At 72.4% G+C, this 13,767-nt stretch carries 12 protein-coding genes and 1 pseudogene; 3 read left to right on the top strand and 10 right to left on the bottom strand.

The window, feature by feature from the left end; all coding sequences use genetic code 11:
* Window positions 1-9: 9 nt before the first annotated feature.
* Both AMO33_RS28365 and AMO33_RS28360 read right to left on the bottom strand, forming a co-directional pair.
* Window positions 10-822: a hypothetical protein gene (locus AMO33_RS28365; protein ID WP_082668866.1), complete on the bottom strand. Its 813-nt coding sequence runs from the start codon at window positions 820-822 to the stop codon at window positions 10-12.
* 166 nt (window positions 823-988) lie between these two features.
* Window positions 989-1,249, bottom strand: coding sequence for a hypothetical protein (locus AMO33_RS28360; RefSeq protein WP_060594870.1), 261 nt, complete (start codon window positions 1,247-1,249; stop codon window positions 989-991).
* Between the two features lie 311 nt (window positions 1,250-1,560).
* Between AMO33_RS28360 and AMO33_RS31810 the strand changes: the two genes are divergently transcribed.
* Window positions 1,561-1,713, top strand: coding sequence for a hypothetical protein (locus AMO33_RS31810; RefSeq protein WP_159005608.1), 153 nt, complete (start codon window positions 1,561-1,563; stop codon window positions 1,711-1,713).
* A 1,060-nt stretch (window positions 1,714-2,773) separates the two neighbouring features.
* Here the strand turns inward: AMO33_RS31810 and AMO33_RS28355 are convergent.
* From AMO33_RS28355 to cobA, 3 genes are all read right to left on the bottom strand, one after another.
* Window positions 2,774-3,127: a hypothetical protein gene (locus AMO33_RS28355; RefSeq protein ID WP_060594869.1), complete on the bottom strand. Its 354-nt coding sequence runs from the start codon at window positions 3,125-3,127 to the stop codon at window positions 2,774-2,776.
* Window positions 3,128-3,328: 201 nt separating this feature from the next.
* The gene (locus AMO33_RS28350) at window positions 3,329-4,813 is read right to left on the bottom strand and encodes an MFS transporter (protein ID WP_011210610.1); all 1,485 of its coding nucleotides are present in this window, start codon (window positions 4,811-4,813) and stop codon (window positions 3,329-3,331) included.
* 52 nt (window positions 4,814-4,865) lie between these two features.
* Window positions 4,866-6,137, bottom strand: a complete 1,272-nt coding sequence (cobA, locus tag AMO33_RS28345; protein ID WP_060594868.1) for a uroporphyrinogen-III C-methyltransferase — start codon at window positions 6,135-6,137, stop codon at window positions 4,866-4,868.
* A gap of 216 nt (window positions 6,138-6,353) precedes the next feature.
* Between cobA and AMO33_RS28340 the strand changes: the two genes are divergently transcribed.
* Together AMO33_RS28340 and AMO33_RS28335 are read left to right on the top strand one after the other, a co-directional pair.
* A complete protein-coding gene (locus tag AMO33_RS28340) occupies window positions 6,354-7,484 on the top strand; it encodes a phosphotransferase family protein (protein ID WP_060594867.1) in 1,131 nt (376 codons plus the stop codon).
* A 7-nt stretch (window positions 7,485-7,491) separates the two neighbouring features.
* Entirely contained in the window at window positions 7,492-8,619 is a 1,128-nt protein-coding gene (locus AMO33_RS28335) for a DUF7064 domain-containing protein (RefSeq protein WP_060594866.1), read from the top strand.
* A gap of 39 nt (window positions 8,620-8,658) precedes the next feature.
* Here the strand turns inward: AMO33_RS28335 and AMO33_RS28330 are convergent, their stop codons facing one another.
* The 5 genes and pseudogenes from AMO33_RS28330 to AMO33_RS28310 form a co-directional block, all read right to left on the bottom strand.
* On the bottom strand, window positions 8,659-9,048 hold the full coding sequence (locus AMO33_RS28330; protein ID WP_240327340.1) for a cobalamin biosynthesis protein: 390 nt from the start codon (window positions 9,046-9,048) through the stop codon (window positions 8,659-8,661).
* Entirely contained in the window at window positions 9,045-10,469 is a 1,425-nt protein-coding gene (locus tag AMO33_RS28325; protein ID WP_060595196.1) for a cobyrinate a,c-diamide synthase, read from the bottom strand. The genes AMO33_RS28330 and AMO33_RS28325 overlap by 4 nt, the downstream gene beginning before the upstream one ends.
* Entirely contained in the window at window positions 10,466-11,080 is a 615-nt protein-coding gene (gene cobO / locus AMO33_RS28320; RefSeq protein WP_060594865.1) for a cob(I)yrinic acid a,c-diamide adenosyltransferase, read from the bottom strand. Before cobO ends, AMO33_RS28325 begins: the two co-directional genes overlap by 4 nt.
* 102 nt (window positions 11,081-11,182) lie before the next feature.
* Window positions 11,183-13,134, bottom strand: a pseudogene (locus AMO33_RS28315) (magnesium chelatase subunit D family protein).
* Window positions 13,135-13,285: 151 nt separating this feature from the next.
* On the bottom strand, window positions 13,286-13,735 hold the full coding sequence (locus AMO33_RS28310) for a GNAT family N-acetyltransferase (protein ID WP_011210618.1): 450 nt from the start codon (window positions 13,733-13,735) through the stop codon (window positions 13,286-13,288).
* Window positions 13,736-13,767: the final 32 nt, after the last annotated feature.

The raw sequence follows: 13,767 nt of genomic DNA, 5'->3' as shown, positions 1-13,767 counted from the left end.
GTTCGCGGATTACATGGTGGGGGTGGAGTCGTCGAGGTCGACAACCGCTACCGCGGGTGTGGGGAGGGATTCGGAGCCGGTGAGGAACCGGTTGAAGCCGATGGCGCCGTCGCCGATGGTGCGTTCAACGATGGTCGTGGTCACGTCCTGGATGCGGCCGCCGGCGACGACGTGGTCGAGCAGGACTTCGGCCAGGCGCAGATCGGCGGTGTCGTAGTCGTGGTGGACCGAGACGTGCCGCAGACCCGGACCGGCGGAACCGAACTGGGTCTTGGCGCCGGTGAGCGCGCCATCGACGATCAGGATCCAGACCGCGGCCGCGCAACGGTCCGCCGCGATCCGCAGCCGCCCGGCCAGGGTGCCGTGCGGGTCGCAGCCGAGCCGCTCGGCGACGTCGAACATGCTCTCGGCCGCTCCCAGCCGCAGCAGCTGGCGCGCGACGTCGATCTCGGAGGCCTCGAACTCCTCGCACAGATCATCCAGCGGTGTCGCCTGCTCCCAGCCCTGCCGCAGTCGATCCACCATTCCCGCGTCCCAGTAGACGGTGCGGGCACGGCGAGCCAGCTCGCGCAGCGGCGACCGCCAGTCGTAGTCCGGGTCGGCCAGCACCCCGCGCAGGGCCTCGACAGCGGTGGGTCTGGTGTCGAAGTCCGGCGGGAGCATCTTGCGGCACTGCGTGGCGAGCGCGCTCACGCTCCGACCGGCCTGCTCCGCGATCGCCTCGACCGGCAGCCCGGCACGCAGCAACTCCACCAGCTCGGCATTGCACTCGTCGGTCCACAGTTCACCGCTGCGGCGGCGTCGTCTCGGTGTTTCCGGCATCGACAGATCCCTCCCTGACCGAATCCCCTGCGCCACATCCTGTTCCCGGCGCACACCCATGATGACGCCGACCACCGACAGACCAACCCCGATCAGATCCACTCGCGCAGCGCGGGAACCGGCGCGCGAACCACACAGACTCCCAGCCGCGAACCGGTGATGCAGGTCAGAAGATGATGAGCAGCAGGACGAAGGCCACGGCCGCGGTGACCCACCACTTCCGGTGCGTGGGCAGGATGCGTAGCTCGCCGGCCTGGCCGAGCCGGTAGATGTGGTCGACGACGTCGCGTTCGCGTGGGGTCAGCGGCCGTGTTCGCGGCGGTACCACGGTGGTCAGCGGCGTGTACGGGCAGGTCGGCAGCGGGTGGTAGGTCTCCGGGCAGCGCAGGTTCAGACACCGGTACCTCGGCGGCGGGTAGTACGTCATCGCGTGCTCACCCTCTCTCCCCGGGGTCGGGGTGTGAGCGTAGCGCTTCGCGTGGGCACAGGCGCCGGACTCGGCGGCGCGAGATGGCCGAGCAACTCGGTGTCAGCGAGCGAACGATCCGGAAGATCGTGGCCGACACGCCAAGCAGACACGAGCGCAGCAGCTCCGGGCCCGCGCCGCCTCCGACAGATCACCGAGGAACTCAGCATCTTGGTCGGCTCAATCTCCACACTGCTGCATCGGTCACCCGCCAGAAAGGCTGGCTGTTCCTTGCACGCTGAGCTTCACCCCGCCTTAGCGCGGCGCTGACAGTGAGCATTCTGTCCTCACCTCACTCGACCACCAGCGTCATCAACCGCGTCACCGACCGGCTCGACGCAGGAGAACCACGAAGCGGGCGCGATGAAGCCATTCTCAACGCCATCGCCTATCTGGCCACGCGCTGGCGCTTCCCACGCCGATGACGCCCGGATTCAGTCCGTCAACGGGTGAGCAAGATATCCCAAACCCCGGGTTCTGGCGTGAGCCCGGGGACGGCAGAGGTGTCAGTGACAGGCCTCCGCACTGAGTGCGGAGGCAAGCGAAGCGCAGCAAACCGCCAATACTTCTGACCCTTTTCGTCGACGCAGCGCCGGCAGTAGTACGAGCACCACTTGCGGCGGCGGCCCAACGGAAGCTGCACGATGGGCTCGGTGCAGCGCGGGCCCAGTTCGGGAGCCTCCGGACGGGTCATTCTCACTACCGAGTTTCGGCGGACGAAATACGCGCCTTGAGGGGGTGGAGATGCAGAAGGTGTGTCCCCCTCCGGAAGGTGTTTTGTCGGAACTACGAGAACCACAGCGCGGTCGACGAAATCAAACAACTCCGCCCCCAAAGCACCCGTGGTCATTCCCCGTTCGGCGGCCAGCTTGCGGGCCTGGTTGAGAACCTCCGTGGGGAGCCGCGCTGTAACCGCTCATCGGCGACGTGGTGGCCGGATCGTGTCCCGCCCGACGGCCCGGGGGGCAGAAGGCAAGCCCTCCCGCTGAGGGAGGGCGCGGCAGCTCGGCGTTCAGTGTTCCAGACCGCGGCCGCGCTCCCTTCCGGGATCGTGCGAGGGCGGATCTGCGGCGTCACGTGCCCGCCGAACGGATCCGTAGCCGGCCGTGACGGCTTCTTCTGCTGCTTCTTCGCCGGCGGCTCCCCGGCCGGGCCGTGCTCAGGGCGAAGTCGGGATCTTCCTCCATCCACGCCAACCGATCGCGGGTCATGCGCGGCATTTTCCCCCGCCCCGGCACCGCGCCGGTTGGCGGTGCCGGTCGAGGGCGGCGTCAGCGGTCCGGCGGCACGCTGCGCAGTCGACTTCCTAGTGGAGTGGGAGCTCGAGGATCTGGCCGTGCTCGTCGATGCGGCGGCCCTCGAACCCGCTGCGGGCAATCCGGCGGGCATTCCATCCGTCCCGGGCGTGGGCGATCTCGTTCTCCACCTCCGCGCGGCCGGCGCATCGACACGGTCGACGATCACCCGCGCCCGCTGCTGGGCCGCTCACACCGGCGACCCGTAGTCGCGCACGTACCGCTTCGCCGGGTCGAGGCCCTGATACCGCATGTGGACCTCGGTCAGCGCGGCGCGGGCGTGCCCGGCCATCACCCGCGCGGCGTGCGCGCGGTCGACCGCGGCAAGCATGTCGCGCACCGTGAGCAGACACTCGACCAGCGCCTCCATCAACGCCAGATTCGCGGTGACCGGTGAGGTGGTCGACCAGAGCATCCGCGCCGCCGCCCGCATTCCCGGCCCGTGCACTCCGTGCGGGCGGCGCCGGTGCGCGGGCAACTGCCCGGCCCGCGCGAGCTGCCGCGACAGCTGGTCCAGCGGGCCCGGCGCGGTCTCGGTGCGCACACTGGCGCGGCGAACAATCCCACTGTCTGCGACGCCGCCTGCGTCCACGCGTCGCGGTCCTCGACCGGAATCGCGCGCATGTACTGCGACCACCGCGACAGCTGACCGACCGCGTCCTGCTGCGACAGCACATCCGGGCGCAGCGACCGCCCGCTGCGGGTGGTCAGCGACCGCCCCCACTCCGCGGCCCTCTGAGCCGGGTCAGCTCCGCTGCGCTTCCTCCTGGGCGTGCTGGGCCCTGGCGATCTGTTCGGGGGTGAAGCGCAGGGTGAGCGCGATCAGGCCGATGACGGCGGCCACGCCCGCGCACACCGCAAGCACCAGTGTGTAGCCCTCGCCGAGCGCGACGATCTGGGCGTCGGTCATCGCCGAGACCTTGCCGGTGGTGCCGCCCAGCGACAGCGTGCGCGAGACCGCGACCGGGGTGAGGATGCCGATCGCCATCGGGGTGCCGAGGTTCATGAACATCTGGCCGACCGCCGAGAGCGGGCCGATGTCGGAGGGCGGTACGCCGACGAGCACGCACAGCGGGGTGACGACCATCGCGACACCGACGCCGAAGCCGATCACGATCAGCAGCGGCAGCAGCGTCGGCAGGTAGGACACCTCGCCGTCGAGGGTGGAACCGAACAGCAGGCCGACGGCCAGCACCAGCGCGGCGCCGAACAGCAGCCAGCGCGGCGCGACCGTCATGGCCAGTTTGGAGGCCAGCGCGCCGCCGATGCCGATGCCGACGGTGAACGGGATGGAGGCCACGCCCGCTTGCAGCGGACCGTAGCCGAGCACGTTCTGCAGGAACTGGGCGACGAAGTAGGTCATCGCGCCGAGCACACCGCCGGCGAGCAGGATCAGCACGAAGGTGGTGACCCTGTCGCGGCTGTCGAACAGCGACCAGGGCAGCAGCGGATCGTCGACGTTGCGTTCGGCGATCACGAAGACCACGAGCAGGATCGCGCCGCCGATCAGCGCGCCGATCACGGCCGGATGCGACCAGCCCAGCTCCGGGCCCTCGGTGGCGCCGAAGACGATCGCCGCGCAGGCCAGCGTGCCGAGCACCGCGCCGCGCGCGTCGAGAGCGACCCGGTGGTGGCCGGTGTCGGCCAGGCAGTAGATCGCGCCGAGGATGATCAGGGCGCCGATCGGCACGTTGATCAGGAAGATCCAGCGCCACGACAGCTGGGTCAGCGCGCCGCCGACCACCAGCCCGCCCACCGAACCGATGCCGACCATCGAGCCGACGATGGCGATCGCCTGGTTGCGGGCCTTACCGGGTGCGAAGGTGGTGGCGACCAGTGCGAAGGCGACGGGGGCCGCGATGGCCGCGCCCGCGCCCTGCAGCGCGCGCGCCGCGATGAGCATCGCCTGCCAGTGGGCGAGGCCGCACAGCAGCGAGGCGACCGTGAACAGCCCGACGCCGGCGATGAGCATGCGTTTGCGGCCGAACGCGTCGCCGAGGCGCCCGCCGAGCAGCATCAGCCCGGCGAAGGTCAGGCCGTAGGCGGTGACGATCCAGGCGCTGCCCGCGCTGGACAGCCCCATCTGGTCCTGCAGCCGCGGCAGCGCGAAGATCACCACCGTGCCGTCGAGCACGACCATCAGCTGCAGCCCGCTCAACACGAGGATGGCGAGCCCGAAGGCGCGCTGCGTCACCGGAAACTGCGTCGTCGCAGCGGGGTTCTCGAGCACAGTGAGCCACTGTAGTGGACGGCTCGACGGTTTCCGGTACGCACGGGTACGGCTACTGACCGGCCGAACCGGTGAGGGCGCCGATGTCCGCGAGCGCGAAGGCGGCGGTCGGTCCGATGACGATGATGGCGGGCGGCCGGATCCCCTCGGCCCGCACCCGCGCGGCGACCGTGCCGAGGTCGGCGCGCAGCACGCGCTGGGTGCGCAGGGTGCCCTCTTGGACGACCGCTGCCGGGGTGTCGGCCGGTCGGCCGCCCGCCAGCAGCGCGTCGGCGAACTGTTCGATGCGTTCGACGGCCATCATCAGCACGAGTGTGCCGCGCAACTGCGCCAGCGCGGACCAGTCCACCAGCGAATCGGGGTGATCGGGCGCGACGTGACCGCTGACGACGACGAATTCGTGCGTCACGCCGCGATGGGTGACCGGGATGCCCGCCGCCGCGGGCACCGAGATCGGGCTGGTGACGCCGGGCACCACGGTGACCGGCACGCCCGCCGCCACGCAGGCCTGCACCTCCTCGTAGCCGCGGCCGAACACGTACGGGTCGCCGCCCTTGAGTCGCACCACGAACTTGCCCGCCTGGGCGCCCTCGACGAGTGCGGTGTTGATCGCCTCCTGCGCCATCGCCCGGCCGTAGGGGATCTTCGCCGCGTCCACGACTTCCACGTGCGGGCCGAGTTCGGCGAGTAGTTCCGGCGGCGCGAGCCGGTCGGCGACCACCATGTCGGCGCGGGCCAGCAGCCTGCGGCCGCGCACGGTGATGAGGTCCGGGTCACCGGGACCGCCGCCGACGAGGGCGACGCCGGGGGTGACCGGCACCGAATCGTCGGCCACCACACCGGATTGCAGCGCCTCGAGCAGCCCGGTGCGGACCGCGGCCGAGCGGCGATGCGCGCCGCGGGCCAGCACGCCCAGGGTCAGGCCCTCGTAGCGGGCGGTGGCGGGGGTGACGGCGGTGCCGAGGCGGGCGTTGTCGGCGCGCACGCAGAACACCCGGCGCCGTTCGGCCTCGGCGACGACGGCGGCGTTGGTCTCCGGTTCGTCGGTGCAGGCGATGGCGTACCAGGCCTCGGCGAGGTCGCCGTCGGCGTAAGGGCGCAGCGTCACCCGGATCTGGCCGGAGCTCGCCATGCCCTCGACGGTCGGTGTCACCTCCCGGCTGATGACGTGCACGTCCGCGCCCGCGGCGATGAGCAGCCCGAGCCTGCGCGCGGCGACCGTCCCGCCGCCGACCACGACGACGCGGCGGCCGCGCAGATCGAGTCCGACGAGATAATGCGGCTCGGCTACCTGGTCCTCGGTGGTGTCTGACGTGTTCGGCACAGTGGTCGAGCCTACGGCCTGCCCGCCCGGCGTTCGCACGCAGACCGGGAACCTTCCCGGCCGGTCGATTCTCGGCGTGTCGCTCGCGGTTTCCGACGATTTCACCCCCGCGAGAGAACTGTAACGCGTTACAGTCGGCCTCACTCGATGCGACGGCGCGCCGGCCCCCGTGGGCGTCCCGCTCGGGCGATGAAGCACAGCCTCAGGAGGTTCACGATGGCAGGCGAGGCAGATCCCGCGCAGCGGCGGCAGTTGACGGTCAGCGAGCGGGATCTCGACGGCCTCGCCGCCGACCTGTCGGCCTGGCTGCACGAGCGGACCGGCGCGGATTCGGCACCGGTGGTGACGGGACTCAGCAGACCGCAGAACTCCGGAATGTCGAGTACCTCGGTGCTTTTCGACGCCGCCTGGCAGGTCGGCGGGCGATCCGAGCAGGGCGCGTTCGTGGCGCGGCTGGCGCCGGACCCGCGCGACTTCCCCGTCTTCCACACCTACGACCTGGCCACCCAGTACCACGTGATGGCCGGGGTCGCCGCGGCCACCGACGTGCCGGTGCCGCAGCTGTACTGGCTCGAGACCGACCCGGCGGTGCTGGGCACCGAGTTCTTCGTGATGCGACGGGTGGAGGGCCGTATTCCCACCGACAATCCGCCCTACGTCTTCCTCGGCTGGCTCTTCGACGCCACCCCCGAGGAACGGGCGCTACTGGCCACCCGCACGGTCGAGACGATCGCCGCCGTCCACGCCATCCCCGACGCCGCCGCCAGGTTCCCGATGCTGGACGGTCCCGGCCCGGCGTTGCGCAGGCACGTGGACTGGCATCGCGCCTGGTACGACTGGGCGCTGGCCGACGACGGCTACCGCATCCCGATCATCGAGCGCGGCTTCGACTGGCTCGAGGCGCACTGGCCCGCCGATCCCGGCCCGGAAGTGCTCTCCTGGGGCGATGCCCGGCCCGGCAACATCATCTTCGACGGCTTCGAACCGGTCGCGGTGCTGGACTGGGAGATGGCCGCGCTCGGCCCCCGCGAGATCGACGTGGCCTGGACGGTGTTCATCCATCGCTTCTTCCAGGACATCGCCACCCGCTTCGACCAGCCCGGCCTGCCCGATTTCCTGCGCCGCTCCGATGTGGTCGCCACCTACCAGCGGATCACCGGCCACACCGTGCGCGACCTGGACTTCTACCTGGTCTACGCCGCGCTGCGACACGCCATCGTGATGGCCAGGATCAAGCGGCGGATGCTGCACTTCGGCGAGGACACCGACTGCGCCGACCGCGACGACTACGTCATGCACCGCGCGGTGCTGGCCGCGATGCTCGACGGCACCTACGAATGGGATTGAGGACACGATGAGCGCAGCCACGCGCGTGCCCGGCTCGGCGCCGGTACCCCTGGACGAATATCCCGTCCACCAGACCCCGCTCTCGCTGGCCCGGGTGGCCGGCAGCGACCGGAACTTCTACGACCGCAGCTATTTCAACGCCCACGACCGCGACGGCGGCACCCTGGCGATCACCGGGTTCGGGGTGTACCCCAATCTCGGCGTCACCGACGCCTACCTGGCGGTGCGGCGCGGCGACCTGGTGCGGTCGGTGCGCTTCTCCGACGCGCTGGGCGATCGTGGACTGGACATGCGGGTCGGCGGCTACCGCATCGAGGTGCTCGAACCGCTGCACCGGCTGCGGGTGGTCTGCGAGCACGACGACCTCGCCTGCGACCTCACCTGGACCGGCGCGTTCCCCACGGTGGCCGAGCAGCCGCACCTGATCCTCAACGGCGCCCGCCCGATCATCGATGCGTCCCGGTTCGCGCAGGTGGGCGCGTGGTCGGGCACGCTCAGTGTCGAGGGCACCGACATCACCGTGGACGAGCAGGTGTGGACCGGCACCCGCGACCGGTCCTGGGGCATCCGCCCGGTCGGGGAGGCCGAGCCGCCCGGACGGGCCGCCGCCGAGCCCTCCGGTGGCTTCTGGTGGCTGTACGTGCCGTTGCGGTTCGACGACTTCGCCGTGGTGGTGATCGTGCAGGAGAACCCGGACGGCTACCGCACCCTCAACGACGCGGTGCGGGTCTGGCCGGACGGACGCGTCGAGCAGCTGGGCTGGCCGCGCGTCGACATCGACTACCGGTCCGGATCGCGGCATCCGGTCGGCGCCCGGCTGTCGATGACCACACCCGACGGTAAACCGCTCGAGGTGGAGATCCGCACCGGGACCGGCATTCCCCTGCATGTCGGCTGTGGGTACGGCGGCGACCCGGACTGGCAGCACGGCCAGTGGAAGGGGCGCGGCTGGGCGGAGTTCCGTCGCTACGACCTCACCGATCCGGCGATCGTCCCCCGCATCCCGTTCGGTGTCACCGACCATGTCGCGCACGCCCGCTGCGGGGACGCGGAGGGCTGGGGGTTGTTCGAACACGCGAGCATCGGACGGCACGATCCCACCGGCTTCGCCGACTGGGGCGCGGTCGCGCCGTGACCGAGCCCTCGGCCCGGCACGAACCGCAGCCCTGGACGATCAGGCGCACGCCGCCGCCGCGACGGTGACCCCGCCGACCACGGTCTTGGCCAGGACCAGCGGCCCGCCCGCCGCGGCGAGGCGCGCGGCGGCTTCGGCGATGCCGGTCGCGCCGGTCGCCGCGGCCACGCGGGCCGACGGGTTCGGCACCGAGACGGCGGCCAGCCGGTCGGGTGGGTAGGCCAGCAGCGGAACACCGAGCTGTACCGCGGCGTCCGGCAACCCGCTGTCGGCCACCCGGCGGTCGAGGGTGGCCAGCCGACGGCAGCGGTGCTCGCCCAGCACGGCGCGCACCGCCGCGACGATGTCGGCGGCGGGGGTGCCGGGGCGGCACCCGACGCCGACCGCGAGTTCCCGCGCCGACAGCCCGGCGGCACCGGCGGTGGTCACCGCGGCATCCGGGCGTGGTCGGCGGCCGCCGCGACGAACCGGACCGTCGCGCTCGGGTTTCCGGCGGGATGGGTGTGCAGGTACGAGGCGTGCACGCGGCGGGTGAGCAGCCCTTCGCGGACGGTGGCACCGGCGGGGTCGCGCCAGCCCCAGGCGGGCCGGTCGACCACGGCGGTGGTCAGGCGGGTGCGGTGGAATTCGTGGCCGCGGACGCGTTCGCCGGCCTGCCACAGCGGGGAATCGGCCAGCGCGACGGCCTCGCGGTACCCGAGGGTCAGGCGCGGACCGAATTCGGCCTCGGCGTCGACCACCCCGGCCAGCGCGTGGCCGTCCAAGGATCGGGTGAGATACAGCAGGCCCGCGCATTCGGCGTGGATCGGCAGCCCGGCGGCGGCGCGTTCCCGCACCTCGGTGAGCAACGGGGTGTTGGCCGCCAGCGCCGCGGCGTGCTCCTCGGGGAACCCGCCGGGCAACACCAGACCCGCTGTGCCCGTGGGTAATTCGTCACGCAAGGGATCGAACACGACCACCCGCGCGCCTGCCGCCGCGAGCAGCTCGCGGTGCTCGGCGTAGCCGAAGGTGAAGGCGGCTCCACCGGCCATCGCGATCACCGGTCCGTCCGCCGCGGCAGGCTGCGCATCGGTGGTCCCCCGGTGGCCGGCCGGCGCAGTGCGGACCACGTCCGCCGGATCCCACGCGGGCTCGGCCACCGCGCACCGGGCCAGGGCCGCGACGGCGCCCAGGTCCACGTGGGCGGCGACGAGATCGGTCATCGCCGCCACGGCGTCGGTGGCGGCGCGACCGTGCTCCACGGCCGGGATGAGACCCAGGTGCCGGGACGGGACCTCGAGTGCCCCCATCCGCGGCAGCGCGCCGAGCACGGGCAGCCCCACGCGGGCGCAGGCCGCGCGCAGCACCTGTTCGTGCCGTTCGCTGCCCACCCGGTTGAGGATCACACCGCCGAGCCGCACGCCGCTGTCGAAGGTGGCGAAGCCGTGCAGCAGCGCGGCCAGGCTCTGACTGTGGCCGCGGGCATCGACGACCAGCACCACCGGCGCGCCGAGCAGCCCGGCCACCTGGGCGGTGGAGCCCTCCGCGACCGGGGCCGGATCGCCCTCGTCGATGCGGCCGTCGAACAGGCCCATCACCCCCTCCACCACGGCCAGGTCGCAGCCCGCCGTGCCGTGGCGGTACAGCGGCGCGATCCGCTCGGCGCCCACCAGCACCGGGTCGAGGTTGCGGCCGGGCCGTCCCGCCGCCAGACCGTGATAGCCGGGATCGATGTAGTCGGGCCCGACCTTGAACGGCGCGACCCGGTGCCCGGCGCGGCGCAGCGCGCCGATCAAGCCGGTGGCCAGCGTGGTCTTGCCGCTCCCCGAGGCGGGCGCGGCGACGACCACCGCGGGGACCGGGCCGTTCACCACTCGATGCCCCGCTGGCCCTTGCGGCCCGCGTCCATCGGATGCTTCACCTTCGTCATCTCGGTCACCAGGTCGGCGGCCTCCAGCAGCGCGGGCGGCGCGTCCCGGCCGGTGATCACCACGTGCTGGTTGCCCGGCCGGTCGACCAGGGTGGCGACCACCTCGTCCACGTCGACCCAGCCCCATTTGAGCGGATAGGTGAACTCGTCGAGCACGTAGAACCGGTGCTCCTCGGCGGCGAGTCTGCGCGCGATCTCCCGCCACCCGGCCAGCGCGGCGGCGGCGTGGTCCTCCTCGCTGCCGTGCTTGCGGGTCCAGGACCAGCCCTCGCCCATCTTGTGCCACTGCACGGGGCCGCCGACGCCGGTCTCCTCGTGCAGCTTTCCGAGCGTGCGGAAGGCGGCCTCCTCCCCCACCTTCCATTTGGCGCTCTTGACGAACTGGAACACCGCCACATCGAAGCCCTGGTTCCAGGCGCGCAACGCCATCCCGAAAGCCGCGGTGGATTTGCCCTTGCCCGGACCGGTGTGCACGGCCAGCACCGGCTGGTTGCGGCGCTGCCGCGTGGTCAGCCCGTCGTCGGGCACCGTCTCCGGCACACCCTTAGGCATCCTCACTCCTCGTATTCCCGTGCCGCACAGGCACTTTCACTTCACCACCCGATCCGTCGAGCGGGCGGCCAGCTGCGCTACCACCTCCGGCCGCTGACCCGCTCAGGCGGCGCGCGGCGATCGGGCGGGGTCGGCCGCGCGCACGACGTCGGCGACCGCCGCTCCGGTCAGCTCGCCGAGCCGCACCAGCGTGCCGCCCAGCGCCCGCGCCAGGTCGGCGGCCAGCCCGAGGCGGACCATGCCGCGCTCGCAGTCGACCACCATCGCGGTGACGCCGTCGCGGGCCAGCAGCCCCGCCGCCGTCTTCGCCCGGCCCACCGGATCGGCGCCGCCGGTGGCGCGGCCGTCGGTGAGCAACACCAGCATCGGCCGCCTGCGCGGGTCGCGGACGCGCTCGCGGGCGACGATCTCGCGCGCCCGCAGCAGACCCGCCGCCAGCGGGGTCTTGCCGCCGGTGCGCAGGCCCGCGAGCCTGCGGACCGCGATGTCCACCGAGGAGGTCGGCGGCAGCACCAGGTCCGCGGTCGCGCCGCGCACGCTCACCACCGCCACCTTGTCGCGGCGCTGATAGGCGTCGCGCAGCAAGGTGACGATCGCGCCGGTCACCGCCGACAGCCGGTCCCTGGCGGCCATCGAGCCGGAGGCATCGACCACGAACACGACCAGATTGCCTTCGCGGCCTTCGCGATACGCGCCGCGCAGATCTTCCGGGGCGAGCGCGAGCGGCCCGGCGAGGCGGCCGCGCGTGCGCTGGTGCGGCGCGGCGGCGAAGACGGTGCCGAGCAGGTGCAGGCCGGTGCCCGGCTCGGTGGTGGAGCGGACCACCCGGCCGGTGCGGGTCTGGGCGCGGGAACGGCGGCCGGGGGCGCCCTCGCCGACGCCGGGCACCTCCCAGCGCGGCGGTTTCGCGGCGCCGGGCGCCGGGGTGCCGGTCCGGCCTTCGGGGCCTGCCCGCCACCCGGCCCGCCCTCGGGCGGTGTGCCGGGGTCGTCGGGGCCGTCGCCGGGATCCTCGCCGCGGTCCGCGGAGCGCGGCGGCTGGTCCGGCTCGTCCGTGGCAGGCGGTTCGGCCTGCTCGGCCGCGTCGCGCATGGCCTGGTCGAGTTGGTCCTCGCTGATGCCCGGCTCGTCGAAGGGGTCACGGCGACGGCGATGCGGCAGCGCCAGTTCCGCCGCCACCCGCACGTCCTCGACCTCGACCGCGTCGGCCCCACGCCACGCGGCGTGCGCGGTGGCCGTGCGCGCGACCACCAGGTCCGCGCGCATGCCGTCGACGTCGAAAGCCGCGCACAGGGCGGCGATCCGGCGCAATTCGGTGTCGTCGAGTTCGACGCAGGCGACCCGCTCGCGAGCGGCGAGAATGCGGTCGGCGATCTCCCGGTCGGCGGCGGCGTAGCGCGCGGCGAACCCGGCCGGGTCGGCCTCGTAGTCGAGCCTGCGCCGCACCACGGTCATGCGGACGTCCACGTCACGGGAGGCGGCCACGTCGACGGTGAGGCCGAAACGGTCCAGCAGCTGCGGACGCAGCTCGCCCTCCTCCGGGTTCATGGTGCCGACCAGCACGAAGCGCGCCGGATGCGAATGCGAGACGCCGTCGCGTTCGACGTGCACCCGGCCCATCGCGGCCGCGTCGAGCAGCACGTCCACCAGGTGGTCGTGCAGCAGATTGACCTCGTCGACGTAGAGCACGCCGTGGTGGGCGGCGGCCAGCAGCCCGGGCCGGAACGCCTGTTCGCCGTCGCGCAGCACCCGCTCCAGATCCAGTGAGCCGACCACCCGGTCCTCGGTCGCGCCGACCGGCAGCTCCACCAGTCGCGCGGGCCGCGCCCCGGTCTCGTCCACCACCGGCGGCAACAGCTGCGCCAGCGCCCGCACCACCGTCGACTTCGCGGTGCCCTTCTCGCCGCGCACCAACACCCCGCCGATCCCCGGATGCACCGCACACAGGATCAGCGCCAACTGCAGCCGCTCCTGCCCGACCACGGCCGAGAACGGAAACCCCGCCTCCTCCGTCACCGACGAACCACCGGCATGCGCTCTTTCAGCGTGGGACAACGACACACCCCCACCCTAAGCACGCCGCCACCACCCCCGGACCACCACCCCGCCGCCGCTCCCCCGCGACGGCGGCGGCGGACGGTATGTCTGCCGGATCGCCGATCCACCGGCCGTCGATGCCGAAGCAGCCGGTCGATCCGGAGTCGGTCTATCCGCGGCGCATGGGAACGTGGCGGATGCCGTCTTCGACGAATTCCGCGCCGTCGGGCTGGAAGCCGTGCTTGGCGTACATGTCCACGAGGTAGGTCTGGGCGTTGAGGCGGACGGTGGCGGAACCGGCCTCGGCGAGGGCGGCCTGGAGCAGGCGGGTGGTGTAGCCGTGGCCGCGGGCGGCGGGGGCGGTGCAGAGGCGGCCGATGCGGAAGGACTTGACGCCGTCGTTGTGCTCTTCGAGCAGGCGCAGGGTGCAGATGACCTCACCCTCGTCGTCGAGCCAGAAGTGGCGGGTCTCCGGCAGCAGGTCGAGCCCGTCCAACTCCGGGTACGCGCACTTCTGTTCGACGACGAACACTTCGACGCGGAGTTTCAACAGCTGGTACAGGGTGGCGGTGTCGAGATCCGCGGCCCAGGAACGTTTGAGAACAACTGTCGACATCATCGCGCTTTGCTATCACACCCGGGCCGCTGCCC

Origin of the sequence: Nocardia farcinica (assembly GCF_001182745.1) — a bacterium.
In the GTDB taxonomy this organism is placed as follows: Bacteria; Actinomycetota; Actinomycetes; order Mycobacteriales; family Mycobacteriaceae; genus Nocardia; species Nocardia farcinica.
This window is presented reverse-complemented; position numbering and strand designations above follow the sequence as displayed.